Source organism: Amycolatopsis sp. cmx-4-83, from assembly GCF_046548815.1.
Classification (GTDB): domain Bacteria; phylum Actinomycetota; class Actinomycetes; order Mycobacteriales; family Pseudonocardiaceae; genus Amycolatopsis; species Amycolatopsis pretoriensis_A.
In genome coordinates, this window is record NZ_JAEBEF010000002.1 from 384,007 (window position 1) to 407,926 (window position 23,920).

Consider the following 23,920-nt stretch of genomic DNA (forward strand, 5'->3'; position numbering starts at 1 on the left):
GAGCGGCACGCCGTGGGGCGAGGTGGCGTTCCGTCTCGTGTCCGGTCTGCGTAGGGTGACCGCCTGTGAGCGGAACCCTCTCGCCCGCGACGGGACTTGATCGCGGACGGCGGCCTCGCCGGATCACCGTGCTGCTGCCGGTGTTCGGACTGATCGTGGTGGCCTTGTGCGGCCTGTTCCTGTTCGGCTTGGCCACCGCGCGGGTCGGGCCGCTCGCCGTCACCATCGGGGTGCTGGCCGCGCTCGTGCCGGTCGCCGGGGTCGTCGCCGGGTTCCTCTGGGTGGACCGGTGGGAGCCCGAGCCCGCGAAGTTCCTGCTGCTCGCCTTCGCCTGGGGCGCCTGCATCGCCACCATCACCGCGCTGCTCATCAACACCACCGCCGAGGCGGTCGGGGACGAGCTGCTCGGGTCCGGCAACGGCAACACGCTCGCCGCGCTCGTCTCGGCCCCCGTCGTCGAGGAGGCCGCCAAGGCGCTCTTCGTCGTGCTCATCGCCTGGCGCCGCTCCAGCGAGTTCGACGGCGTCGTGGACGGGGTCGTCTACGCCGGGTTCAGCGCCGCCGGGTTCGCCTTCACCGAGAACATCTACTACTTCGGCCGCGCGTTCGCCGACTACGGCTTCGGTGACGGGCACAGCCAGGGCGTCATCACGGCGTTCTTCCTGCGTGGCGTGCTCGCGCCGTTCACGCACCCGCTGTTCGCGGTGCTCACCGGCATCGGGATCGGTATCGCCGCGCGGACGACCACCAAGGCGCTCAAGGTCATCGCGCCGGTCGCCGGCTACCTGGCCGCCGTCTGCCTGCACGCGCTGTGGAACAGCGCCGCGCTGCTCGGCGGGTCGAAGTTCCTCACCGTCTACTTCCTGATCATGCTGCCGCTGTTCCTCGGCGTGGTCTACCTGGTCGTCCTGCAGCGACGGCGGGAGCAGCGGATCATCGCCACCGCGCTGCCGCACATGGCGTCGGCGCGCTGGATCGCGCCGTCGGAGGTCGATCTGCTGGCCAGCCTGCCCGGCCGCCGGGCTTGGCGGCGGCAGGCGAAGCGGCAGTCCGGGAAGCAAGCCGCGAGGGCCGTCGCCGTCTACCAGGCGAGCGTCACCGAGCTCGCCTTCCTCGACCGGCGTGAGCTGCGCAGCGACGCCGACCGGCAGCGCCAGCGCGAGCTGCTGCGCACGTTGAAGTCCGCTCGCGCGGAGGCGACGCGCCTCGCCGACGAGGCCGCCCGCGGGTGACCCGGTCCGGGTGAAGCTGGTCACCCGGGTTCAACGCGGCGCGCTCAATCGAGTTAGTCTCGCGCCGTTCGTCCGGTACCCGGAGCGGGACTGGAACGAGAGCAGAGGGAGTCTGCCAGCCATGAGCCTCCACAGGCGCACGCCATGATGAGGCCCGCCCGCCTCGCGGTCGGCGTCGTGTCCGCCGGCCGGGTGGGCAGTGTGCTCGGCGCCGCGCTGGCCCGGGCGGGGCACACCGTGGTGGCCGCGTCCGGCCTGTCCGCCGCGTCGCTGGCCAGGGCCGAACGCCTCCTCCCCGACGTGCCCATCCTGCCGCCCGACGAGACCGTCGGCCGGGCCGACCTGGTGCTGCTCGCCCTGCCCGACGACGCGCTGGCCGGGATGGTCCGCGGGCTCGTCGCCACGGGGTCGCTGCGGCCGGGGCAGATCGTCGTGCACACCTCCGGCGCGCAGGGCATCGACGTGCTGACCCCCGCGGCCGAAGCCGGGGCGCTGCCGCTCGCGCTGCACCCGGTGATGACGTTCACCGGCCGCGAAGAGGACCTCGAACGGCTGGCGGCGTGCAGCATCGGCGTCACCGCGGCCGCCGACGACGAGGCGGCCTGGAACGTCGGCGAGGCGCTGGCGGTCGAGATGGGTGCCGAGCCGGTGCGCATCCCCGACTCCGCGCGAGCGCTCTACCACGCTGCGTTGACCCACGGCGCGAACCACCTGATGACGCTGGTCGCCGATTGCACGGAAGTCTTGCGGGAAGCGGGAATCGGGCATTCCGAACGCCTGGTGGCACCACTGCTTTCGGCGGCGTTGGATAATGTGCTCCGACACGGCGACCGCGCGCTCACCGGCCCGGTCGCGCGTGGCGATCTCGGCACCGTCCGCAAGCACCTCGCGGTGCTCGCGGACCGGGCGCCGGACGTGGCGCCGGCCTACCGGGCGCTGGCCAAGCGCACGGCAGCGCGTTCCGCGGCTGCCGGGCTGCTGGACACCGCGGCCGCCAAAGACCTCACCGAACTCCTCGACGATCCCGCCGAAGGGCACCAAGACCAGTGACCACACCGAAATTCAGCCGCGGCACCCTGAACGCGTTCGCCTCGCCCGAGCAGATGAACCAGGTCAGCCGGGCCTTGCACGGCGTCAGCCGCAAGCTCGCGCTCGTGCCCACCATGGGCGCGCTGCACGCCGGGCACCGCGAGCTGATCCGCCGCGCGAAGCGGCTGCCGAACACCGTCGTGGCCACCTCGATCTTCGTCAACCCGCTGCAGTTCGGCGAGGGCGAGGACTTCGAGGCGTACCCGCGGCCGCTCGAGGCCGACCTGTCGGTGCTGCGCGAGGACGGCGTCGAAATCGCGTTCACCCCGAGCGCCGACGCCCTGTACGCCGAGGGCGCCGCCGTGACCGTGCACCCGGGCCCGCTCGGCGACGAGCTCGAGGGCGTAGTGCGGCCCGGCCACTTCGCCGGCGTGCTGACCGTCGTCGCGAAGCTGTTCAACCTGGTGCGCCCGGACTACGCGTTCTTCGGGGAGAAGGACTACCAGCAGCTGGTGCTGATCAAGCGGATGGTCCGGGACCTGAACATCGACACGCGCGTCATCGGCGTGCCGACCGTGCGGGAACGTGACGGGCTGGCGCTGTCGTCGCGCAACGTCTACCTGACGCCCGAGCAGCGCGAAGACGCCATCGTCCTGTCGGCCGCCCTCACCGCGGGGGCGTTCGTCGGCCGGGACGGGGCCGACGCGGTCCTCGAGACCGCGTGGAAGACCCTCGCCGCGCGGCCGGCGGTCGAGGTGGATTACCTGGAGTTGAGGGGAACCGACCTCGGGCCCGCGCCCGTCGACGGTGAGGCACGACTGTTGATCGCGGCCCGGGTGGGGAGTACCCGGCTGATCGACAACGTTCCGGTGCTGCTCGGCGCGGCTGTCGAGCACCCGGAGCGGCTGGACGCAGGGGAATAGGAGTCCACGATGTACCGCACGATGCTCAAGTCGAAGATCCACCGCGTCACCGTGACCCAGGCCGACCTGCACTACGTCGGTTCGGTGACGGTCGACGAAGACCTGATGGAGGCCGCGGACCTGCTGCCGGGCGAACAGGTGTCCATTGTGGACGTCACCAACGGCGCCCGGCTGGAGACCTACGTCATCAAGGGCGAACGCGGCAGCGGCGTGCTCGGCATCAACGGCGCCGCGGCGCACCTGGTGCACCCGGGTGACCTGGTCATCCTCATCTCGTACGGCCAGATGGACAACGCCGAGGCCGCGACGTACGAACCGCGCGTGGTGTTCGTGGACGCGGACAACCGGATCGTCCACCGGCACAGCGACCCCGGCTACGCGCCGGAGGGTTCGGGCCTGCTGTCCGGCACGGTGACGCTGCCGGACGACGAGACGGCGATCTTCCCGGTCGCGGAGACGGCGGACGCCCGCCGCCTCGACGCGTTGCTGCACGCGGAAAGCTGACCCGCTTGCTGCTCACCGTCGACGTCGGCAACACGAACATCGTCCTGGGGCTTTGGTCCGGTCAGTCGCTCGTGGGCGACTGGCGCATGCGCACGGACGCGCGCATGACGGCCGACGAGCTGGCGTTGACGGTGCGCGGCCTGCTGGGCCCGCACGCGGATGCGGTGACGGGCATCAGCGCGCTGTCGACGGTGCCCGCGGTGCTGCGCGAACTGCGCGTGATGCTTTCGCGGTACTACGCCGGCGTGCCGAAGATCGTGGTGGAGCCGGGTGTCCGCACGGGTGTCCCGCTGCTGGTGGACAACCCGAAGGAGGTGGGCGCGGACCGGCTGGCGAACACGCTGGCCGCGCACCACCTCCACAGCGGCACGGCGTGCGTGGTGGTCGACTTCGGCACGTCGACCAACGTGGACGCGATTTCCGCGCGCGGCGAGTTCCTGGGCGGCGCGTTCGCGCCGGGCATCGAGATTTCGGTGGACGCACTGGCGTTGCGCGCGGCGGCGCTGCGGAAGGTCGAGCTGGTGCCGCCGCGGTCGGTGATCGGGAAGAACACCGTGGAGTGCCTGCAGTCGGGCATCCTGTACGGGTTCGCGGGGCAGGTGGACGGCCTGGTGAAGCGGATCGTGCGCGAGCTTTCGCCCGGCGGCGCGGAACCGGTGGCGGTGCTGGCGACGGGCGGGCTGGCACCGCTGGTGCTCGAGGAGTCGGAGACGATCACGGACCACGTGCCGGACCTGACTTTGCTCGGGCTGCGGCTGGTTTACGAGCGGAACATCCGCCCCTGACGCGCGGTTGTCCACAACTCGGGTGGGCTGTGGACAACCGGGCTGCAGTCGCGCTTTCCCGGCTTGTGGCCGGAGGTGGCCGGGCTCAACGACCGCCCCCGCGAAACCTTCGCCTGGGTGGGCCCACCCGAACGCGTGACACACTTGCCGGCCCGGCGCAGCCAGAGGTTCCTGCGGAAGCCGGCTTCACCGCGTCGGCGCCGAGTCCAGTCCGGTCGCGATCCCGCGCGAACGTTCGGCCGCGACCTCGCTGCGGACCTGAAGACAGCCGTCAGCCGCGGGTCAGCCTGCGTCGCTCCAGCACGTACCCCAGCGCCGTCACCGCCAGTGCCGGAATCGCCACCTTCCCCTGCGGGAACCGGGCCGTGCCCGGCGGGTCCACGGCCCGAGACCCGGGATACGCCAGCGCCGAGATCTGCGTCAGCCAGTACAACGACGCCAGCGCGGCTCCCGCGTCGAGCCCGGCCCGAGCCGACGACGGCCGCCACAGCTGCCACAGGCTGGTGGCGCCCAGCGCCAGTCCCAGGCTCATCGTCTGCCCGTTGTGGAACTTCGCGTGCGGTGGCCAAGCCGGGTTGTACACGTGGGTCTCGTTCCAGTCGGCGCGGTACGGGCCCACCGCCGTCACCAGTGAGGTCAGCGAGATCAGGGCTCGCCCCAACGATTTCCTGCTCATCCCGCCAGTATCGAACCTCCAGCTTGATCGAGGTCAATGCAGCAGTTTCAGCCCGACCACGCCCGCCACGATCAGCGCCAGGCAGGTGATCCGCGCCGTCGTCGCCGGGTCGCCGAGGGCGAGCATGCCGTACGCCGCCGTGCCGAGCGTGCCGATGCCGACCCAGATCGCGTAACCCGTGCCCAGCGGGATTTCGCGCAGTGCGTACGCCAGGCCGCCCATGCTCAGTGCGAGCGCGAGGGCGAACACCACCGTGGGAACCGGGCGGGAGAACCCCTTGGACGCGCCGAGCGCGGCCGCCCAGATCGTTTCGAACACGCCGGACAGGACAAGGACGAGCCAAGACATGACGAGCCTTTCGCAGTGTGGGGAACCACTGCGCCGTCTTGTCCGCACCGGGTACGACGCGCTCGTCCGGGGCCGGCCGCGGGTGCGGGGGCCACTTCCGAAGCTAGCACGCCGGAAAGCTAGCGGCGGCGGGCGCGCAGGCCCCACGTGACCAGCGGGAGGTCGAACTCACCATTCGCCGTCGCCGGGTTCGCGGCGAGGAACTCGCGAAGGCGCGTCAGGAGCGCTGACGACTCCGCCGGGTCCGAGACGATCACGAGGGAATAGGTCGCGATCGTTTCCACGAGGCTCTCTGCGGTCCGCCGTTGCACATGGTGAAACCGTTCGTCGTCGAACGGCTCGAAGGCCGGGTGCGCCACCGCGCGCAAATCGTCGGTCGACGCCGGCTTGCGGGCGCCGTCGCGGCCCAGTTCGGTGAACTCGGCCACCCACGGCACCGATTCGTCTTCGTAGTTCCACATCGGCACCAGCACGCCACCGGGACGCAGCACGCGGCCGATCTCGGTCATCGCCGCCGGTACGTCGAACCAATGGAACGCCTGGCCGACGAATACCGCGTCGACCTCGGCGTCGGGTACCGGGATCCGTTCCGCCCGGCCGGCCAGTGACGTCGCCGACGGCACCCGGCGCGCCAGTTCCGCGCGCATTTCCGGGTCGGGTTCGACCGCGGTGACGTCGAGGCCGAGCTCGGTGAGGCCGAGGGTGAGTTTGCCCGTTCCGGCGCCGAGATCGAGCACCCGCCGCGGGGTTCCGGTGGCGCCGGAAAGGCCCCACTCGATCGCTGCCCGCGGGTAATCGGGCCGGTGCTCGGCGTACGCGGCCGCTCGGCTGCCGAAGGAAGAAGCCCGGCGGGCGCGTGTGGGATCACTCACCGGGCCAGGTTAATGGAGGGAAAGTAAAGGTAATCCGGTTGGCGTAGCGCGCGGCGGGGTTCGTACCCTATGGGCCATGACCGAAAACCCCGCTTCCACCAGCGACCCCGCCGAAGACGAACTGCCGGAGCAGATGCGGGTGCGCCGGGAGAAGCGCGACCGGATCCTCGCCGAAGGCATCGATCCCTACCCGGTCGAGGTACCCCGCACGCACTCGCTCGCCGAAGTGCGCGCGGCGCATTCCGGGCTGCCCGTCGACACCGCCACCGGGCAGCAGGTCGGCGTCACCGGCCGGGTCATGTTCCTGCGCAACACGGGCAAACTGTGCTTCGCCAGCCTCCGCGAGGGCGACGGCACCGAGCTGCAGGCGATGATCAGCCTGGCGAAGGTCGGCGAAGACGCGCTGGCCGCGTGGAAGGCCGACGTCGACCTCGGCGACCACGTGTTCGTGCAGGGTGAGGTCATCACCTCCAAGCGCGGCGAGCTCTCCGTGATGGCCGACGGCTGGCGCCTCACGTCGAAGGCGCTGCGCCCGCTGCCCAACGCGCACAAGGAACTCGCCGAGGAAACGCGGATCCGCCAGCGCTACGTCGACCTCATCATGCGCCCGCGCGCGCGGGACGTCGTGCGCACCCGCGCCGGCGTGGTCCGGTCGCTGCGGGAGTCGTTCCACCGCCGCGGGTTCACCGAGGTCGAGACGCCGATGCTGCAGACGCTGCACGGCGGCGCCGCGGCCCGCCCGTTCGTCACCCGGTCGAACGCCTTCGACATGGAGCTGTTCCTGCGCATCGCGCCGGAGCTCTACCTCAAGCGCTGCGTCGTCGGCGGCATCGAAAAGGTCTTCGAGATCAACCGCAACTTCCGGAACGAGGGCAGCGACTCTTCGCACTCGCCGGAGTTCGCGATGCTCGAGTACTACGAGGCCTACGCGACTTACGACACGAACGCCGTGATGACGCGGGAGCTGATCCAGGAGGCCGCGCAGGCCGTGCTGGACAGCCAGGTCGTCACGCTGCCCGACGGTTCGGAGTACGACCTCTCCGGCGAATGGACCACACTCGGAATGTACGAGTCGTTGTCCGATTCACTCGGCGAAGAGGTGACGCCGGAGACACCCGCCGCCAAACTGCACGGATTCGCGCAGGCCAGGGGCCTCGAAGTGGACCCGAAGCTCGGGCACGGGAAGCTCGTCGAGGAACTGTGGGAACACCTCGTCGGAGATCACCTGCACGCACCGACGTTTGTCCGTGATTTTCCGCTGGAGACGTCGCCATTGACGAGGCAGCACCGCTCGCGGGCCGGTGTCGCCGAGAAGTGGGACCTCTACGTGCGCGGATTCGAACTCGCCACCGGATACTCCGAGCTGGTCGATCCGGTCGTCGAACGGGAACGGCTCACCGAACAGTCGCTGCTGGCCGCGCAGGGTGATAGCGAAGCCATGCGGCTGGACGAGGATTTCCTGCGGGCCCTGGAGTACGGAATGCCGCCGAGCGGCGGCGTCGGAATGGGGATCGACCGGCTCCTCATGGCGCTGACCGGTCTGGGTATCCGGGAGACGATCCTCTTCCCGCTCGTGCGACCTGAATAACCCGCCCGTGTGAGGATAGCGGTCGGTTATCGCATAGAGATTTGCGCTGCACTCCCGGAGCGGGTACTAATGTTCTAGACAAAGTCTTCTGTCCCCGGGGCTCGCCCCGTCACCAGATCATTGAGTAAGCCCCGCAGGAGGAAACAGATGGCGCAGAAGGTGCTCGTCTCGCTGGTGGACGACCTGGACGGCAGCGAGGCCGAAGAGACCGTCGAGTTCGGTTTGGACGGCGTCAGCTACCAGATCGATCTCTCCTCGGAAAACGCCGAGGAGCTGCGGGACGCACTCGCCCAGTACGTCGAGCACGCGCGGCGCGCGGGTGGCCGCAAGCGCGCCACCGTGCGTCCGGTCTCCGGCAAGGGATCGGCGCGCCCGGCCGCGGTCGACCGCGAGCAGAACCAGGCCATTCGTGCTTGGGCGCGCAAGAACGGTTACGCGGTTTCGGACCGGGGCCGGATCCCCTCCGAGGTCGTCGAGGCCTACCACAAGAAGAACTGAGGAACGTTCACACCGGTGCGGGTGGTCGCGGGTCGCTGACCAGCGGTGACCCCCGCGCCGGTTCGACGGAATCCCTCGAAGCGGGCTTTCCAGCGGTGGCCGCCGGGCGAATTCGCCCGGCGGCTTTCTTCATGTCCGATCTCTGTCCGGTTCGGGCGCGCGAGCCGTTCGGGCGTAGTCGGCGGGCGACTGGCCGGTCACGGTCCGGAAATCGCGGATGAAGTGCGACTGGTCGCTATAGCCCAGTCGAACCGCCAGTCCGGCGTAATCCGGCTCTCCTTCCGTGACCAACCGCTGCGCAGCGTCGTTGAGCCGGTATATCCGGATCGCCCACTTGGGCGGGCAGCCGACGTGTTCGGCGAACAACCGCTGGATGGACCGGGTGGTTAGTCCAGTATCCGCGCACAGTTGCACCACCCGGGTAATTCCCGGATCACGCGCGATTGATTCCACCGCCTCGGCCGCCTGTCGCGCGGCCGGGGACAGGCGTACCGGATTTGCGATCAGCAAGTTGTCGATCGCACGGACCATTTGTGCGTCGCCGGCCGCCGCGCGCACCGATTCCGCGGCCGGGATCGCCGCCGGCCCGAAAACGTCCGTGAGCGGGACGGATCGGTCGGCGATGTCACTCACCGGGCCGTCGAGGAACACGCGGAAGCAGCCGGGCCGGAAACGCACGCCCAAGCCCTGCACGCGTCCCGACAAGCGGTGCGAAAAGACGTCGCGCGACGGGCCGTACACGCCGGACGCGCCGGGGAAGAACGTCACGTGCACCGAGAGGTTGGGCAATACCCGCTGCTCGTGGGGTGGTTCACCGCGCCGGTCCCAGCGCAGGACCCAGTGGTATTCGACGAAATCCGCCAGCTCCGGGGCGGGCGGGTGTCTCGTCAGCGTGAACATCGTGCGCGCGGTGGCCTCGGCCACGATGCCGCGCGGGATCCGGTGCGCCACGGTCACCACGGTAGCTGTCGCGTTCGTCCAAGACGGGGAAGCGGGCACCCGCTTGGCTCTCCGGCATGACTGCCGAGCTGCTGCGGCCCGCCGCGAGCGAATTCCTCCGGGTCGCCACCGCCGTGACCGACTTGACCGCGCCGACGCCGTGCGCCGGGTACGCCGTGCGCGGGCTGCTGAACCACCTCTTGTTCTGGGGCCCGTGGCTGCTGGCCGCGGGGCGCCGCGAGGACCCGCCTCCCGGCGGCGCCGAGGCGGAGGCGGCGCTGGTCGGCGAAGACTGGCGCGCGGCGCTGGAGAAGCAGGCCGAGACGCTCGTCGACGTCTTCGGCACGCCGTCGGCGTGGACCGGCGTGACGGCGCTCGGGACGACGCGGCTGCCCGCCTCGGTGGTCGGCGACATGGTGCTGGGCGAGTTCGTGCTGCACGGCTGGGACCTGGCCCGGGCGAGCGGCCAGGAGCTCGCTGTCGCGCCTGAAGCGGCGACAGCGGTGTACGAGTCCGCGGTGCTGATGGGTGCGCAGGCGCGCTCGATGGGCGTCTACGGGCCCGAGGTCGAGGTGCCGGCGGCCGCGCCGGCGTTCGCCCGGGCACTGGGTGCGTCGGGCCGCGACCCGTCCTGGACGCCCTGAGCCCGCGGCGAGCAGGTGCGCGGGCACCCGTCGCACTCCGGCTCGGCCGGGAGCAGGTAGGAGAAGCAGCAGCTCTCGCGGCGCCGCGTCCACTCGCGGTGGCCGTCCGGGCCCTCCGCCAGGCGCAACGTCGACGCCGACGTCAGCGGCGGGTAGCGCGCGTCGAGGACCAGTGCCGCGTCGGCGACGCCCGCGCCCTCCGCTTCCGCGGTCCCGCCCTGTCGGCCCGCCCACCACAGCGAGTTCTCCAGCGCGTCGGTCGCCGCCGCCCAGAGCATCCGCTTGCCGAGCCTGCTGACCGGCGCGTACGCCTGGACGAACTGGGCGGCGTGAGCCAGGTAACGCGCTCGCAGGACGGCCGCCAGCGCGCGCTCGTCGCGCACCACGGTGGCCTCCGGGCGGGCGGAACCGGGGTCGGTGGGCAGGCAGTGGAACGCGTCACCCAGCACGGCCATGCCGTCGGGGTGCGGGCGGTCGTCGGCCAGCCGGAACGCCAGCTCCGCCGGCTTCAGCGACGGCACCCGCCGCTCGTGGTGCAGCAGCAGCGCGCCGACGTAGGCCGGCACGTGCAGGTACCACGTCATGACCCAGCTGGCCGTGGTCCGCGGCGGGGTCGCGTCGTGCTCGCGCAGCAGCCAGTCGCCGAGGAGGCCGCGCCACTCGGCGAAGTACGCGGGGGTCTCCAGCAGCTCCGAGCAGCGGATCCAGCCCGCCGGGACGTCCCGGCGCAGTTCGGTGCGCTCCTGGCGGCCGGAGACCCGCCGCAACGACGACGCGAGGCCGTCTCCGACCTCGCGTGCGTCACGGAAGGACCGCTGGTGGTTCAACCGCGGCCCTCCTCGCAGGCGTAGTGGATTAGGCGTGCCTAACCTTACAGGCAGACGGCGGCTGCGCCAATCGGGTGGCGGGGTGATCCGGCACTCCCAGGTTGCGGACTGTTCGCGGTGAGCGGACACCGCGCGGATGGCGGAATCCGGATGGCCCTCCGCACGTTGGGCTTGACGTAAAGGTGCAGGGCAGCACGAAGATGGAAGTGCCCGGGAGATGCCACGTCCGGGTGCGGAAAAGGCCACTGTCAGCCGTAGTGGTACGCCAGCGCGACGACTTGGCTACTAGAGTGGTCTCACGGTGCTGAATCCATCGCGGTGAAAGCACGATGGAAACGGGCCGCCGGCGCAGCAGTCGAGGGAGTGCACATGTTTGAGAGGTTCACCGACCGCGCGAGGCGGGTGGTCGTTCTGGCTCAAGAAGAAGCCAGGATGCTCAACCACAACTACATCGGCACCGAGCACATCCTCCTGGGTCTGATCCACGAGGGTGAGGGTGTCGCCGCCAAGGCGCTGGAGTCGCTGGGCATCGCCCTGGAGGGCGTGCGCCAGCAGGTCGAAGAGATCATCGGCCAGGGCCAGCAGGCGCCGAGCGGGCACATCCCGTTCACGCCGCGCGCCAAGAAGGTGCTGGAGCTGTCGCTGCGCGAAGCGCTGCAGCTCGGCCACAACTACATCGGCACCGAGCACATCCTGCTGGGCCTGATCCGCGAGGGCGAAGGCGTCGCCGCGCAGGTGCTGGTCAAGCTGGGTGCGGACCTCAACCGGGTCCGCCAGCAGGTGCTGCAGCTGCTCTCGGGCTACCAGGGCGGCAAGGAGTCCACCGAAACCGGTTCCGGCCGCGGTGAGGGCACCCCGTCGTCGTCGCTGGTCCTCGACCAGTTCGGCCGCAACATGACCGTGCTCGCCCGCGAGGGCAAGCTCGACCCGGTCATCGGGCGCGGCAAGGAGATCGAGCGGGTCATGCAGGTGCTGTCCCGCCGGACCAAGAACAACCCGGTGCTCATCGGCGAGCCCGGCGTCGGCAAGACCGCCGTCGTCGAAGGCCTCGCGCAGAGCATCGTCAAGGGCGAGGTGCCCGAGACACTCAAGGACAAGCAGCTCTACACGCTGGACCTGGGCTCCCTGGTCGCCGGCTCCCGCTACCGCGGTGACTTCGAAGAGCGCCTGAAGAAGGTGCTCAAGGAGATCAAGACCCGCGGCGACATCATCCTGTTCATCGACGAGCTGCACACGCTGGTCGGGGCGGGTGCCGCCGAGGGCGCGATCGACGCGGCTTCGATCCTGAAGCCGATGCTCGCCCGCGGTGAGCTGCAGACGATCGGCGCGACCACCCTCGAGGAGTACCGCAAGTACATCGAGAAGGACGCCGCCCTCGAGCGCCGGTTCCAGCCGATCCAGGTCGGCGAGCCGTCGCTGGAGCACACGATCGAGATCCTCAAGGGCCTGCGTGACCGGTACGAGGCGCACCACCGCGTCTCGATCACCGACTCGGCGCTGGTCGCCGCCGCGACCCTGGCGGACCGGTACATCAACGACCGGTTCCTCCCGGACAAGGCGATCGACCTGATCGACGAGGCCGGCGCCCGGATGCGCATCCGCCGGATGACCGCGCCGCCGGACCTGCGCGAGTTCGACGAGAAGATCGCGAACGTCCGCCGCGACAAGGAGTCCGCGATCGACGCGCAGGACTTCGAGCGGGCCGCCCGCCTGCGTGACGAGGAGAAGACCCTCCTCGGCCAGAAGGGCGAGCGGGAGAAGCAGTGGAAGGACGGCGACCTCGACGTCGTCGCCGAGGTCGACGACGAGCAGATCGCGGAGGTGCTGGCCAACTGGACCGGCATCCCGGTGTTCAAGCTGACCGAGGAGGAGACCACCCGGCTGCTGCGCATGGAGGACGAACTCCACAAGCGCATCATCGGCCAGGAGGACGCGGTCAAGGCCGTCTCGCAGGCGATCCGCCGTACGCGTGCCGGTCTGAAGGACCCGAAGCGCCCGTCGGGCTCGTTCATCTTCGCCGGCCCGTCCGGTGTGGGTAAGACCGAGCTTTCGAAGGCGCTGGCGGCGTTCCTGTTCGGCGAGGACGACGCGCTCATCCAGATCGACATGGGCGAGTTCCACGACCGCTACACCGCTTCGCGGCTCTTCGGTGCCCCTCCGGGCTACGTGGGCTACGAAGAGGGCGGCCAGCTGACGGAGAAGGTGCGTCGCAAGCCGTTCTCGGTGGTCCTGTTCGACGAGATCGAGAAGGCGCACCAGGAGATCTACAACACGCTCCTGCAGGTGCTGGAAGACGGCCGCCTGACCGACGGTCAGGGTCGCACGGTCGACTTCAAGAACACGGTCCTCATCTTCACGTCCAACCTGGGCACGTCGGACATCTCGAAGTCCGTCTCCCTCGGGTTCGCCGGTGCCAACGACACCACGAACCGGTACGAGAAGATGAAGCAGAAGGTCAACGAGGAAATGAAGAAGCATTTCCGCCCGGAGTTCCTGAACCGGATCGATGACATCATCGTGTTCCACCAGCTGACGCAGGAACAGATCATCATGATGGTCGACCTGATGATCGGCCGCGTGGAGACGCAGCTGCGCGCCAAGGACATGGAGCTGGAGCTGACCGAGAAGGCCAAGTCCCTCCTGGCCAAGCGCGGCTTCGACCCGGTGCTGGGCGCCCGGCCGCTGCGCCGCACGATCCAGCGCGAGATCGAGGACCAGCTGTCGGAGAAGATCCTGTTCGGCGAGGTCGAGGCGGGCCAGATCATCCTGGTCGACGTCGAAGGCTGGAGCGGCAACCCGGAGGACAAGGACGACCAGGCCAAGTTCACCTTCCGCGGTGAGCGCCGGCCGTCCTCGATCCCGGACGCCCCGCCGGTCAGCATCGGCGCGGGCCACGAGGAGCAGAGCGGCGAAGCCGAAGCCGAGTGATCGGGCTTTAGCTACGACGTAGGAAGGGCGGTTCCCCTTGAGGGGGGAGCCGCCCTTTCTTGTGTGCTCGCCCGGGAGGGTCCTGGTCTCGGGACAGCCGCTGGTCGACCGGTTCACGGTTCGAGGCTGCAGAACTCGAAGGAGCTGGGGCCGGGCTCCGCCGGCGACAAGGCCGGGAACTGGAAGGGTTGGTACGACCGGAACATCCCCGTCGCGGAGCTGCGGTTTCGCGAACACCTGAGTCACAGAGCGGAGGGCTGACGCGATGAGCCGATCCTGGAAGGACGTGAAGGCGGACAAGGCCGCCATCGACCGGGACGCCGGCCGGGACGTCGGGGGTGCTCGGGCCGCCGCGCGCGAAGCCACCGAGGCGTTCGTGCTCGGGTTCCGCCTGGCTCAGCTCCGCGAGGACGCCGGCCTCAGCCAGACCGAGCTCGCCAAGCGCATGGGCGTCAGCCAGCCGAGGATCAGTCAGCTCGGGCAGGGGACCCCGGGCAGATGGAGCTGGACACCCTGCGGCGCTACATCTCGGCTCTCGGCGGCCGGCTGCGCGTGGTCGCGGACTTCGACGACCACGACGTCACCGTCTCCGCTCCCGAGGCCGGGGCCTGAGCCGCTTCCTCCGCCCGTGAGACGATGCCCGCGGGCCTTGGGAGGGGAATCCGCGTGGACGTGCTGGCGATCGACTTCGGGACTTCCAGCACCGTCGGAGTGCTCTCCGGCGCCGGGCACGGGCCGCGGGCCGTCGAGGTCGATGGGGCCGCCACCATGGCCTCCGCTGTTTTCCTCAACGATGACGGGCTGCTCGTCGTCGGCCGGGAAGCCGAGCGGCGGGCGCGGCTGGATCCCAGCCGGTTCGAAGCCAATCCCAAGCGCCGCATCGACGAAGGCTCGCTGAGGCTCGGCGACACCGATGTCCCGGTCACCGACGCCTTCGCCGCCGTTCTGCGGCGGATGCGGGAAGAAGCCGAACGGCTCCTGCAGCGGCCCGCCGGGCAGACGCGGATCTCGCACCCCGCCGGGTGGGGGGCCGCGCGGCAGGAGGCCATTCGCACCGCCGCGGGTAAAGCCGGGCTCGCCGATGTGCGGCTCATTCCCGAACCCGTCGCCGCCGCCGCGCACTACGCGAGTCTCGGGCAATCCGGGAACGGGCCGATCGGGGTCTACGACCTCGGGGCCGGGACCTTCGACTGCGCCGTCGTCGGGGTGAACCGCCAGGGGTTCGCCGTGCTCGCCGAGGACGGGCTGCCGGATCTCGGGAGCCTCGACATCGACCAGGCGCTGCTCGTGCACATCGGACGCGCGGTGTCGCACGCCGATCCCGCGCAGTGGCAACGGCTGCTGCGGCCGCAGACCACCGCCGACCGGCGGGCGCGGCGGGCGCTCCTGCAAGACGTCCGCGACGCCAAGGAAAGCCTCTCCCGGCACGCGCAGACCCACGTCCCCATGCCCGAGCCGTTCGGGGACGTCCTCGTCAGCCGGGACGAGCTCGAAGCGCTCGTGCGGCCCAGCCTGCTGCGCAGCGCCGAACTGCTCGGGACGACGATCCGCCGCGCCGGGCTGAGCCCCGGGCAGCTCGCCGGGATCCACCTCGTCGGCGGGCCGAGTCGGATGCCGTTGCTGGCAACGCTGCTCGGGCGGCAGCTCGGGGTCACGCCGACCACGCAGGACCGGCCCGAGACGGCCGTCGCCTTCGGGCTGCACCACGTTCCGCTCGACACGTCGGACCTCACCGTGCCCGCGTTCGCGCCCGTCCGGCCGCCGGTGCCGCTGCCGCGGCCCCAGCCGTGGCAGCAGCAAGCCCTCCGGCCACCGCCGCGGTACGCGCCACAACCGGAACCGCCGCGCAAACGATGGTGGTCGCGGTGACCAGTCCACAGTGGAGCTTCACCAGGCTTGCTCGAACCGCATGCCCTTGCCGTAGTAGTCGTCGTCCGGCACCGGCCCGGACGGCGGGGGTGCCGCGGCCGGCGCTTCCGACGACCGGTCCTTGAGCACGGTGCTGTCCGCCGCACGGGGAACAGCGGGCGGCGCGACCGGAACCGGCGCCGGCTCGAACTGCACCCGCCAGCGCAGCCGGTCCATCAGGTAGCCGCCGCTGCCCAGCGGCGCCAGCAGCTGCCCGGTCCGCTTCGCCGACTCGCGCTGCGCTTCGACGTACGTCCGCAGGACGGCGTCCGCGATCTCGGCGGGCGACATCCCCGAGACGGCGTCGCTCAGCCGCAGCCGGGTCAGCACGCCGTCGGTGTTGACCGCCAGCGAAACCGCGCCGTCGTCGGACGTCGCCGTCGCCGAGAGCGCGGACAGCTCGGCCAGCAGGGCATCGCGGTCCGGGCCGTCAGCCACCCAGCCTCCCGGCGTGCGTGGCGCCGCTGGACACCTGGCCGTCGGGCGCGATGTCGACGTTCGCGTCGCGGACGTTCTTCTCCGTCTGCCGCGAAGTGTGGTCGGTCTCGAAGTTCGACGGGTCGAAGTTCGCACCCGGGCTGACGTCCGGCGCGTCCGGGATCTTCGGCAGGTCGACGGCCTCGTCACCGATGCGGTCGGCCAACGTCCGAGCCGCGTCTTCGGCGCCGCCGCGGATCTTGCCCGCGCTTTCGGCGAAGCTCTGGTACAGGTCGAACGCGTTGTCGCCGGTGATCTCCGCCTGGTTGGCCACGACGGCGGTGATCGCGCCGCCGGCGGCGTTCCCGGCGATCAGCGCCCCGTTGGCGGCGGTGAACATCGACGCGCCCGCCACCGCGCCCGCGCCGGCGGTCGCCACGGTCAGCAAACCGGTGACCGCGCCCGCGAACGTCGCCGCCAGCACCTTCGACATCGCCGCTTCGCGCTTGCGCTCCTGCGACTTCTGGTAGTCCTCGGCCGTCTGCTTGAACGTCGAGCCGAGGTTGTTCAGGTCCTGCCGGGCCGAAGCGATCGCTTCGCGCGCCGCGACGATGTCGCTCTCCAGCACCGTGATCTTGGTTTCGACCTCGGTGAAAGCGTCGGCGAGCTCGTTCAGGTACGCCTTGACGGCGTTCGCCGCGGAGCCGCGCCAGACGTCGAGGAACTGCCGGGCGTCGTCGAGCTTCGGCTTCGAATCGCGCTGCAGCGCCTTCCAGACGGCGTCGTGCTTCATGATCAGGCTCTGCAGGCCCTCGGCCGACTCGTGGTCGATGTCGGCGTCGGAGAACTCGCGGTAGACGCCCGCGGTCTCGTCCTGCATCTGCTTGAACCCGGAGTCGTCGCTGCCCATGCCGAAGATCCAGTCGGTCACCCGCAGGATCTCGAGCGCGTCGAGGGCGTCGTTCGCGCCTTCCTCCAGGTCCTCCGAAATGCCCACGAGCAGTTCCGCGCGGCGGTCGTCGCCGTTCGACATCCGCTGGGCGTCGAGCCCGGAGTCGAAGTAGCCGTCCACGTCAGTTCCCCTCCAGGCCGGCCGCCGCGCGGTTGACGCGCTGCTTCGAGTCCTCGTCGGCCGTTTCGTACAGCTCCGCGACCCGCAGCAGCGCGTGGCTGGTGTCGGCGGTCGTCTGGTGCAGCTGCGCGACCAGCTTCTGGATCTTCACCAGGTGGTCGTTGTAGGCCTTCGCGACGGCCGGCATGCCGAGCGTGCGGCCGAAGGCGTTGGCCACGGGGAGCCTCCCGGCGATGCCCCCGAAGAAGCCGTCACCACCGGAGGAGACGGGGACGTCGGTGCCACGCAGGCCGTTCGAGGCGGCTTCCGCGGCGTCGGCCGCGCCCTGCAGAGCACCGGCCGAATCCCGCAGGTCCTGCAGGTCGGTTTCGAATCCGATCATCGGGACATGTAAACACCGTTCGCTCGCCCGGCTGGGGGATTCGACGGCGGTGTGCCCCAGATCACGAACGGCCCGCCGTACCGCCGAACGGGGGAACCTCGTCCGTGCGCGGGGTGCTCGGCGCTCTTACCTGCATGAGCACCGCGACGAAGCCCCGGCCGCCGACCGTGCGGAGGCAGCTGCGCGAGGCGAAACGCTTCTCCTGGACCGGGTTCGCCGTCACGGTCGCGGCGTCGCTGCTCGGCACGCTCGTCCCGGCCGCGATCGGCGCCGGCCCGAGCGCGACGCTGGTTTCGACGCTGGTGGTCACCGTGCTGGCGGCCGGCGGGTTCACCGCCAAGGACGGCGCCGCCCGCGGCATCAAGGCGATCGCGATCGTGCTGCTGGCCGCGGGTGCGCTGGTGCTGACGGTGACCGGGGTGACCGTACTTGACCTCGTGCGCGGCAAGCCGGCGACGTTCCCGGTGGTGCCGGACGCGGCCGCGGAGGCGAAAGTCGTCGTGCCGGAGTCGGTCGCCTGCGGCACGACCCCGGTGCGCACCACGACGACGTGCACGGTGGCGGTCCGCAGCGTCGGCGCCAGCGCGTTGCGGGTGAGCGGGATCGAGCTGGACAGCACCGACTTCGCGGTGGACGCGCGCGGCTGCGTGGACCGGGACATCGCCCCGGGCCGCCGGTGCACGCTGGTGGTCAGCTTCACGCCGGCGTGGAGCGGCGACCGGGTGGCGGACCTGACGGTGCACCACAACGTCCCGGGCCCGGCGGCGTTCGTGGAGCTGACCGGCCGCGGCGGTTAGTGCTCCGCGCCCGCGCTGACCACCAGGTCGACGGTCGTCTTCAACGCCGTGTCCGCCAGGACGTCCAGCGCGTCGGCGATCCGGTCCACGCCGAGCGACGGCGCCTGCTTGCCCGAAGCGGCGACCTGCCCGGGGCTGAACGGCACGTGCACGAACCCGCCGCGCACACCGGGGAACTCCGTCGCCAGCAGGTGCATGAGGCCGTAGAAGACCTGGTTGCACACGTACGTCCCGGCGGTGTGGGACACCGACGCCGGCACGCCGGCCGCGCGGATCGCCGCCACGCAGGCCTTCACCGGCAGCGTCGAGAAGTAGGCCGCCGGGCCGTCCGGGACCACCGGGACGTCGACCGGCTGCGCGCCCGCGTTGTCGGGGATGCGGGCGTCGACCAGGTTGATCGCGACCCGCTCCGGCGTGACGTCGGACCGCCCGCCGGCCTGGCCGACGCACACCACGAGCGACGGCCGGTGCTCCTCGACCGCGGCGCGCAGGGCGGGCAGCGACGCCGCGAACTCGCACGGCAGCTCGACCGCGGCGACGTCGTCCCGGCGCCCGCCGAGCCGCGAAACCGCCTGCCACGAGGGGTTCACCGGCTCACCGCCGAACGGCGCGAACCCCGTCATCAGCACCTTGGCCATGCCACCTCCGAAACGCCGTGAAGGCCACCTCCGGGAACCTTACGTTCCCCGAGGTGGCCTTCACGGAACGCGGGTCAGGCGGTGGGCTTGAGGCCGCCCGGGTACAGGTACTGGTCGGCGGGCTTGCCGGTGCCGTACACCCACGCGTCGAAGAACCCCTGGAGGTTCTTGTGCGAGACGGCTTCGGTGTACCGCTGGAACTGCTGCATGTTCGCGTTCCCGTCGCGGTGCAGCGACGGCCAGGTCTTCAGGACCCGGGAGAACGCCTGCTCACCGACGTAGTTGCGCAGCGCGTGCAGCATCACCGGGCCCTTCGAGTACACGTACGTGAACTCGTTGCCCTGTCCCATGTCGTAGAGCTTGCCGTTCCAGAACGCCGTCGACGCCTTCTTGACGTCGTCCGCGTACTGCTTGTTCAGGTCGACGCCTTCCTTGCCCTCGTCCCACAGCCACGTGGCGTAGGAGGCGAAGCACTCGTTGAGGCAGACGTCCTTCCAGTGCTCGACCGCCACCGAGTCGCCGTACCACTGGTGGGCGTTCTCGTGGACGATCGTCGGCACCGTGCCGGCCCAGCCCGCGGAGTAGATCGGCCGGCTCATCGTCTCCAGCGAGAAGCCGATCTGCTCGTTGAGGAAGATGCCGCCGGCGGCGTCGATCGGGTACTTGCCGAACTTCGACTCGAGGAAGTCGAGGATCTCCGGCAGCCGCCCTTCGGCCTGCTTCGTCGTGTCGGGCACGCCGGGGGCGAACGCGCTGACGATCGGCGTGCCGTCCTTGCGGGTCTGGCGGTCGAAGGTCCACTTGTCGATCGCGACCGTCGTCATGTACGGCACGATCGGCGTCTCTTCGGCCCAGACGTGCGTGGTGCCGCCCGGCGCCTTGAAGGACGGCTTCTCGCGGCCGTTGGCGATCACGCCCCACTCGTCCGGCACGGTGATCGCCAGGTGGAACGTGGCCTTGTCGAGCGGGGTGTCGTTGACCGGGTACCAGGTGGTCGCCGACCGCGGCTCGCCGGCGACGAACGCGCCGCCCGCCTTGGCGTACTGCCAGCCGTTGTCGCCGAGCGCCGGGTCGCTGATCGGCGCGGGCACACCGTGGTAGGCGATCTTGACCTTGAAGTTCTGGCCGCGCCACAGCGCCCGCGCCGGCGTGACGACCAGTTCGTGGTCGCCGGTCCGGCTGAACTTCGCGTCCCGGCCGTCGACCTTCACCGAGTCGACGGTCAGGCCCTTGAAGTCCAGGTCGAACGAGCTGAGCGACTGGGTCGCCCGCGCGGTGATGTCCTGGTTCCCGGTGAGCTGGTGCGACGCCGGGTCGTAGGTGACCTTGAGGTTGTAGTCCGCGACGTTGTAGCCGCCGTTGCCGTCCTGCGGGTAGTAGCTGTCCCCGGCGCCGTCGCTGCCGGGCTTCGCGCCCCAGCCGTCGCCGGCCGCGGCGACGCCGGTGCCCAGGCAGAGGCTCGCGACCACGGCGGCCGCGACCACGACCGGTTTCTTCACCCTCATGAACGCTCCTGTCGGTGTCAGGTGGACCTCGCCCGCAACGTATCGCCACGAACGTGGGCACTGGGGGGCTCGCGTCGCATTTGTCCGGATAATCAGCACTTACGTCGGCCCGTCCGGCCCCGCCCGCCCCGGTGCCGTGCCGCCGTCTGGAAAGCTGGACGCATGCGCGTCGCCCTGCTGGGCCCGCTGCGTGCGGCGGAAGACGACGGCACCCCGATCGACATCGGCGGTGCCCGCCTCCGCATGCTCCTGGCCAGGCTCGCCCTGGACGCCGGGCGCGCGGTGCCGGCGGACGCGCTCGTCGACGGCCTGTGGGGCGGCGAACCGCCGTCCGACGCGGCCAACGCCCTGCAGTCGCTGGTCTCGCGGCTGCGGAAAGCCCTGCCGGTGGCGGTCGAATCCGGGCCGGGCGGCTACCGGCTGGCGGTCTCGCGCGAAGAGGTCGACGCGGAACGGTTCGAACGGCTCGCCGCCGACGGCCGCCGCGAGCTGGCCGCGGGCCGGGACGCCTACGCGGCGGAGCTGCTCGCCGAGGCACTCGGTCTCTGGCACGGCGACGCGCTCGCCGACGTCCTCGACGCGCCTTTCGCCCACGCTCCCGCGCGGCGGCTCACCGGGCTGCGGACCGAGGCCGCCGAGGACCGGTTCGAAGCCCTGATCCGGCTCGGTGAGCACGCCCGGGTCCTGGCCGACCTGACCGCCGCGGCCGAGGCCGACCCGCTGCGCGAACGGCTCGCCGGGCTGCGGATGCGGGCGCTCTGCGCGGCCGGGCGGCAGTCGGAGGCGCTGTCGGTCTACACCGGGATCCGCCGCACGCTGGCCGACCAGCTCGGCGTCGACCCGTCGGCCGAGCTGCAGGAGATCCACGTCGCCGCGCTGCGGGGCGAGCTCGCGCCGCCGGCCCCGGTGGCCGACCGGCTGCCGACCCGGCTGACGACGTTCATCGGCCGCGACGACGAGCTCAAGCTGCTGGCCGAACTGCTCGGCGGCGCCCGGCTGGTCACCTTGACCGGGCCGGGCGGGGCGGGCAAGACGCGGCTGGCCACCGAAGCGGCGTCACGGCACCCGGCGCAGCAGCGCGGCCGCGTGTGGTTCGCCGCGCTGGCCGGCGTGCGCGACCCGGACGACCTCGGCGGCGCGCTGCTGGGCGCGCTGGAGATCCGCGACATCCGCAGCACCGACACCGAGATGCGCCGCCCGCTGGACCCGCTCGACCAGGCCCTCGAGGTGCTCGGCGGCGCGGAAGCGCTGCTGGTGCTGGACAACTGCGAGCACGTCGTGGACGCCGCCGCGAGGCTGGCCGACGAGCTGCTGCAGCGCGCGCCGCGGCTGCGGATCCTGGCCACCAGCCGCGAGCCGCTCGCCATCACCGGGGAAGCGCTGTGCCCGCTCGGCCCGTTGCCGGTGCCCGCCGAACGCGCCGCGCCCGCCGAAGCCGCCGAGCTGGACTCGACGCGGTTGTTCCTCGACCGGGCCGCGGCCGTCCGCCCCGACTTCGTGCTCGACGAGTCCACTGTGGACCAGGTCGGCGAGATCTGCCGGCGGCTCGACGGGATGCCGCTGGCGCTGGAGCTGGCCGCGGCCCGGCTGCGGTCGATGACCGTGGCCCAGATCGCCGGGCGGCTCGGCGACCGGTTCCGGCTGCTCACCTCGGGCAGCCGGACGGCGCTGCCCCGGCAGCGGACGCTGCGCGCGGTGGTCGAATGGAGCTGGGACCTGCTGACCGAGGCCGAGCTGGTGCTGGCCCGGCGGCTTTCGGTGTTCGCCGGCGGGGCCGAGCTGGGTCCGGTGGAAGCCGTCTGCGCGGACGAGCTGCTGCCCGCGGCCGACGTCCCGTACGTGCTCGGTAGCCTGGTCGAAAAGTCCATTGTGGACACCGTGGACGGTGGGTTCGGCGAGCCGCGGTACCGGATGCTGGAGACGTTGCGCGCCTACGCCACCGAGCGGCTGGTCGAGTCGGGCGAGCGCGACCGGACGCGCCGCGCGATGGCCTCCTGCTACGCCGAGCTCGCGCAGCGGCTGGAGCCGACGCTGCGCACCGCCGAGCAGCTGCGCGCGATCGACCAGTACGAGGCCGAGAACGCGAACATGATCGACGCCCTGCGCGGTGCGATCGAGATGTCCGATGTGGACAACGCGGTCGCGTTGCTGGACGGGATGTTCTGGTACCTGACCATCCTCGGCCAGGGCCACCGGGTCGGCGGCCTGATCCGCGAGACCCTCGACTTCGGCGACCGGTTGCCGCCCGCGGTCGGGGCGGCCTACCGGGCGCTCTTCTACCTCATGGACGCGATCCCGGTCCGGTCCGAGCAGAGCGAGATCCTCCGGCTGGTCGACGAGTGCGTGCGCACGAACGCGGTGGAGCGGTACCCCGGGCTGGCGGTGGCGCTGCCGATGCTCGCTTTCCTCGGTGGCGACCGCGAAATCGCGATCCGCGAGGTGCGCCGGGCCCAGGCGAGCGGGGACACCTGGACGCGTGCCGGGGGCCACTGGGTGGAGAGCTTCCTCCTCGACGACGCGGGCGACGTCGCGGGCGCGGACCGGGCGCGCGATCTGGCGCACACCGGGTTCGCCGAGGTCGGCGACCGCTGGGGCACCGCGATGACGTTGAGCTTCAAGGCGTACGCGCTGTCCCAGGACGGCGACAGCGCGAAGGCCATCGAGACCTACCAGGAGGGCCTGGCGCTCTCGATCGAGCTGCGGTCGTTCGAAGACGCCGTGCAGCACTGGTGGCGGCTGGCCGTCGAGCGGGCGCGCACCGGCGACTTCGAAGGGGCCTGGCGCGACCAGGAAGCCGCGGAGCGCTACGGCGAAGGCATCACGAACCTGCAGCACCGGGCGATCCTGATGTTCGGGCGGCTCGAACTGCTGCTGCGCACGGGCGAGCTGGTCGAAGCGCGGGCGCTGCTCGACCGCGTCACCGCGATGGGCGGCGACGACTGGTTCCCCGGCGGCATCGGCGACGAGTTCGTGCACGCCTTCGAGGCGCGGATCCTGCTGGCCGAGGGCCGGGCCGACGAGGCGGAACCGCACGCCGTCGCCGCGGTCCGGGCGACGAGCAAACGCGGTGACATGCCGGACATGGCCGGCGCGGTCGAACTGCTGGCGATGATCCGCGAGCAGCAGGGCGAGCACGAGACGGCGGCCCGGGTGCTCGCCGCGTCCGCCGTCATCCGCGGGCGGCTCGACCTCGGCAGCCCCGAGGTCCGCGCGCTCATCGACGACCTGCGTGCGGTGCTGCCCGACTACGACGCGAAGTACGAAGAAGCCAGGGCCGTGTCCAAAAAGGACACGATCGCCTGGCTCCTGGCCGAACTGGACTGAAACCGGTCGTGAGTGGTCAGGCGGGTTAGAACCCGCCTGACCACTCACGACCTTCCCCTGGTGCGGAACACCCCCGTGTCTCCG

The 23,920-nt window shown here is 71.0% G+C and carries 21 protein-coding genes, 2 pseudogenes and 1 riboswitch; of the genes and pseudogenes, 13 read left to right on the forward strand and 10 right to left on the reverse strand.

The genetic code is table 11. From position 1 onward, the window contains the following. The first annotated feature begins 128 nt into the window (after positions 1-128). The 5 genes from ACLJQM_RS06850 to ACLJQM_RS06870 all read left to right on the forward strand — a co-directional run bounded on the left by ACLJQM_RS06850 (position 129) and on the right by ACLJQM_RS06870 (position 4,473). Positions 129-1,232, forward strand: a complete 1,104-nt coding sequence (locus ACLJQM_RS06850; RefSeq protein ID WP_410630803.1) for a PrsW family intramembrane metalloprotease — start codon at positions 129-131, stop codon at positions 1,230-1,232. A 90-nt stretch (positions 1,233-1,322) separates the two neighbouring features. Beyond that, positions 1,323-2,282, forward strand: coding sequence for a Rossmann-like and DUF2520 domain-containing protein (locus ACLJQM_RS06855; protein ID WP_410630804.1), 960 nt, complete (start codon positions 1,323-1,325; stop codon positions 2,280-2,282). Next, a complete protein-coding gene (gene panC / locus ACLJQM_RS06860) occupies positions 2,279-3,184 on the forward strand; it encodes a pantoate--beta-alanine ligase (RefSeq protein ID WP_410630469.1) in 906 nt (301 codons plus the stop codon). Before ACLJQM_RS06855 ends, panC begins: the two co-directional genes overlap by 4 nt. A gap of 9 nt (positions 3,185-3,193) precedes the next feature. Continuing rightward, entirely contained in the window at positions 3,194-3,688 is a 495-nt protein-coding gene (gene panD / locus ACLJQM_RS06865) for an aspartate 1-decarboxylase (RefSeq protein WP_247017451.1), read from the forward strand. Between the two features lie 5 nt (positions 3,689-3,693). Then, the gene (locus ACLJQM_RS06870) at positions 3,694-4,473 is read left to right on the forward strand and encodes a type III pantothenate kinase (RefSeq protein WP_360777470.1); all 780 of its coding nucleotides are present in this window, start codon (positions 3,694-3,696) and stop codon (positions 4,471-4,473) included. 271 nt (positions 4,474-4,744) lie between these two features. Here the strand turns inward: ACLJQM_RS06870 and ACLJQM_RS06875 are convergent, their stop codons facing one another. From ACLJQM_RS06875 to ACLJQM_RS06885, 3 genes are all read right to left on the reverse strand, one after another. Then, complete coding sequence (locus ACLJQM_RS06875) at positions 4,745-5,149, reverse strand: DUF6640 family protein (RefSeq protein WP_410630470.1); 405 nt, start codon at positions 5,147-5,149, stop codon at positions 4,745-4,747. A gap of 33 nt (positions 5,150-5,182) precedes the next feature. Further along, entirely contained in the window at positions 5,183-5,497 is a 315-nt protein-coding gene (locus ACLJQM_RS06880) for a DMT family transporter (RefSeq protein ID WP_410630471.1), read from the reverse strand. 27 nt (positions 5,498-5,524) lie between these two features. Continuing rightward, positions 5,525-5,595: riboswitch (guanidine-III (ykkC-III) riboswitch) on the reverse strand. Between the two features lie 21 nt (positions 5,596-5,616). Further along, positions 5,617-6,369 carry a methyltransferase domain-containing protein gene (locus ACLJQM_RS06885; RefSeq protein WP_410630472.1) on the reverse strand — a complete coding sequence of 251 codons (753 nt, stop codon included), beginning with the start codon at positions 6,367-6,369 and terminating at the stop codon, positions 5,617-5,619. A 76-nt stretch (positions 6,370-6,445) separates the two neighbouring features. Between ACLJQM_RS06885 and lysS the strand changes: the two genes are divergently transcribed. Then, positions 6,446-7,957: a lysine--tRNA ligase gene (gene lysS, locus ACLJQM_RS06890; RefSeq protein ID WP_360777463.1), complete on the forward strand. Its 1,512-nt coding sequence runs from the start codon at positions 6,446-6,448 to the stop codon at positions 7,955-7,957. A 147-nt stretch (positions 7,958-8,104) separates the two neighbouring features. After that, on the forward strand, positions 8,105-8,455 hold the full coding sequence (locus ACLJQM_RS06895; protein ID WP_247017463.1) for a histone-like nucleoid-structuring protein Lsr2: 351 nt from the start codon (positions 8,105-8,107) through the stop codon (positions 8,453-8,455). Between the two features lie 129 nt (positions 8,456-8,584). Here ACLJQM_RS06895 and ACLJQM_RS06900 read toward each other — a convergent pair whose 3' ends face one another. Further along, positions 8,585-9,406, reverse strand: coding sequence for a DUF6597 domain-containing transcriptional factor (locus ACLJQM_RS06900; protein ID WP_410630473.1), 822 nt, complete (start codon positions 9,404-9,406; stop codon positions 8,585-8,587). A gap of 65 nt (positions 9,407-9,471) precedes the next feature. Here ACLJQM_RS06900 and ACLJQM_RS06905 point away from each other — a divergent pair, with 65 nt between their 5' ends. After that, positions 9,472-10,038, forward strand: coding sequence for a TIGR03086 family metal-binding protein (locus tag ACLJQM_RS06905; RefSeq protein WP_410630474.1), 567 nt, complete (start codon positions 9,472-9,474; stop codon positions 10,036-10,038). Here the strand turns inward: ACLJQM_RS06905 and ACLJQM_RS06910 are convergent. Then, positions 9,948-10,865 carry a (2Fe-2S)-binding protein gene (locus ACLJQM_RS06910; protein ID WP_410630475.1) on the reverse strand — a complete coding sequence of 306 codons (918 nt, stop codon included), beginning with the start codon at positions 10,863-10,865 and terminating at the stop codon, positions 9,948-9,950. The two genes, ACLJQM_RS06905 and ACLJQM_RS06910, sit on opposite strands and share 91 nt — an antisense overlap. Positions 10,866-11,234: 369 nt before the next feature. Between ACLJQM_RS06910 and ACLJQM_RS06915 the strand changes: the two genes are divergently transcribed. The 3 genes and pseudogenes from ACLJQM_RS06915 to ACLJQM_RS06925 all read left to right on the forward strand — a co-directional run. Further along, complete coding sequence (locus ACLJQM_RS06915; RefSeq protein WP_360777454.1) at positions 11,235-13,793, forward strand: ATP-dependent Clp protease ATP-binding subunit; 2,559 nt, start codon at positions 11,235-11,237, stop codon at positions 13,791-13,793. A 265-nt stretch (positions 13,794-14,058) separates the two neighbouring features. Next, positions 14,059-14,238, forward strand: a pseudogene (locus tag ACLJQM_RS06920) (transcriptional regulator); the annotation flags it as partial. A gap of 221 nt (positions 14,239-14,459) precedes the next feature. Beyond that, positions 14,460-15,650: pseudogene (locus tag ACLJQM_RS06925) on the forward strand (Hsp70 family protein); the annotation flags it as partial. A 30-nt stretch (positions 15,651-15,680) separates the two neighbouring features. On the opposite strand, the gene ACLJQM_RS06930 reads toward ACLJQM_RS06925, so the two are convergent. From ACLJQM_RS06930 to ACLJQM_RS06940, 3 genes are read right to left on the reverse strand one after another with little or no spacing between them, the layout of a single operon-like run. Continuing rightward, a complete protein-coding gene (locus ACLJQM_RS06930) occupies positions 15,681-16,139 on the reverse strand; it encodes a YbaB/EbfC family nucleoid-associated protein (protein ID WP_360777452.1) in 459 nt (152 codons plus the stop codon). Then, positions 16,132-17,190, reverse strand: a complete 1,059-nt coding sequence (locus ACLJQM_RS06935; protein WP_410630476.1) for a hypothetical protein — start codon at positions 17,188-17,190, stop codon at positions 16,132-16,134. The genes ACLJQM_RS06930 and ACLJQM_RS06935 overlap by 8 nt, the downstream gene beginning before the upstream one ends. Position 17,191: 1 nt before the next feature. Next, a complete protein-coding gene (locus ACLJQM_RS06940) occupies positions 17,192-17,572 on the reverse strand; it encodes a hypothetical protein (RefSeq protein ID WP_410630477.1) in 381 nt (126 codons plus the stop codon). 134 nt (positions 17,573-17,706) lie between these two features. On the opposite strand from ACLJQM_RS06940, the gene ACLJQM_RS06945 reads away from it, so the two are divergent. Beyond that, positions 17,707-18,369, forward strand: a complete 663-nt coding sequence (locus ACLJQM_RS06945; RefSeq protein WP_247017483.1) for a hypothetical protein — start codon at positions 17,707-17,709, stop codon at positions 18,367-18,369. On the opposite strand, the gene pcp is transcribed toward ACLJQM_RS06945, so the two are convergent. Together pcp and ACLJQM_RS06955 are read right to left on the reverse strand one after the other, a co-directional pair. Beyond that, positions 18,366-19,007 carry a pyroglutamyl-peptidase I gene (pcp, locus tag ACLJQM_RS06950; protein ID WP_247025477.1) on the reverse strand — a complete coding sequence of 214 codons (642 nt, stop codon included), beginning with the start codon at positions 19,005-19,007 and terminating at the stop codon, positions 18,366-18,368. The genes ACLJQM_RS06945 and pcp overlap by 4 nt on opposite strands. A gap of 74 nt (positions 19,008-19,081) precedes the next feature. After that, entirely contained in the window at positions 19,082-20,512 is a 1,431-nt protein-coding gene (locus tag ACLJQM_RS06955; RefSeq protein ID WP_410630478.1) for a M1 family metallopeptidase, read from the reverse strand. 162 nt (positions 20,513-20,674) lie between these two features. Between ACLJQM_RS06955 and ACLJQM_RS06960 the strand changes: the two genes are divergently transcribed. Further along, positions 20,675-23,836, forward strand: coding sequence for a BTAD domain-containing putative transcriptional regulator (locus ACLJQM_RS06960; protein WP_410630479.1), 3,162 nt, complete (start codon positions 20,675-20,677; stop codon positions 23,834-23,836). The last annotated feature ends 84 nt before the right edge of the window (positions 23,837-23,920 follow it).

Bases quoted from the DNA above. Each gene is read 5' to 3' on its own strand.
- ACLJQM_RS06880 (WP_410630471.1), bottom strand. From the start codon at position 5,497: ATGTCTTGGCTCGTCCTTGTCCTGTCCGGCGTGTTCGAAACGATCTGG.
- panD (WP_247017451.1), top strand. From the start codon at position 3,194: ATGTACCGCACGATGCTCAAGTCGAAGATCCACCGCGTCACCGTGACC.
- lysS (WP_360777463.1), top strand. From the start codon at position 6,446: ATGACCGAAAACCCCGCTTCCACCAGCGACCCCGCCGAAGACGAACTG.
- ACLJQM_RS06895 (WP_247017463.1), top strand. From the start codon at position 8,105: ATGGCGCAGAAGGTGCTCGTCTCGCTGGTGGACGACCTGGACGGCAGC.
- ACLJQM_RS06960 (WP_410630479.1), top strand. From the start codon at position 20,675: ATGCGCGTCGCCCTGCTGGGCCCGCTGCGTGCGGCGGAAGACGACGGC.
- ACLJQM_RS06940 (WP_410630477.1), bottom strand. From the start codon at position 17,572: ATGATCGGATTCGAAACCGACCTGCAGGACCTGCGGGATTCGGCCGGT.
- ACLJQM_RS06915 (WP_360777454.1), top strand. From the start codon at position 11,235: ATGTTTGAGAGGTTCACCGACCGCGCGAGGCGGGTGGTCGTTCTGGCT.
- ACLJQM_RS06945 (WP_247017483.1), top strand. From the start codon at position 17,707: ATGAGCACCGCGACGAAGCCCCGGCCGCCGACCGTGCGGAGGCAGCTG.
- ACLJQM_RS06905 (WP_410630474.1), top strand. From the start codon at position 9,472: ATGACTGCCGAGCTGCTGCGGCCCGCCGCGAGCGAATTCCTCCGGGTC.
- pcp (WP_247025477.1), bottom strand. From the start codon at position 19,007: ATGGCCAAGGTGCTGATGACGGGGTTCGCGCCGTTCGGCGGTGAGCCG.
- ACLJQM_RS06955 (WP_410630478.1), bottom strand. From the start codon at position 20,512: ATGAGGGTGAAGAAACCGGTCGTGGTCGCGGCCGCCGTGGTCGCGAGC.
- ACLJQM_RS06875 (WP_410630470.1), bottom strand. From the start codon at position 5,149: ATGAGCAGGAAATCGTTGGGGCGAGCCCTGATCTCGCTGACCTCACTG.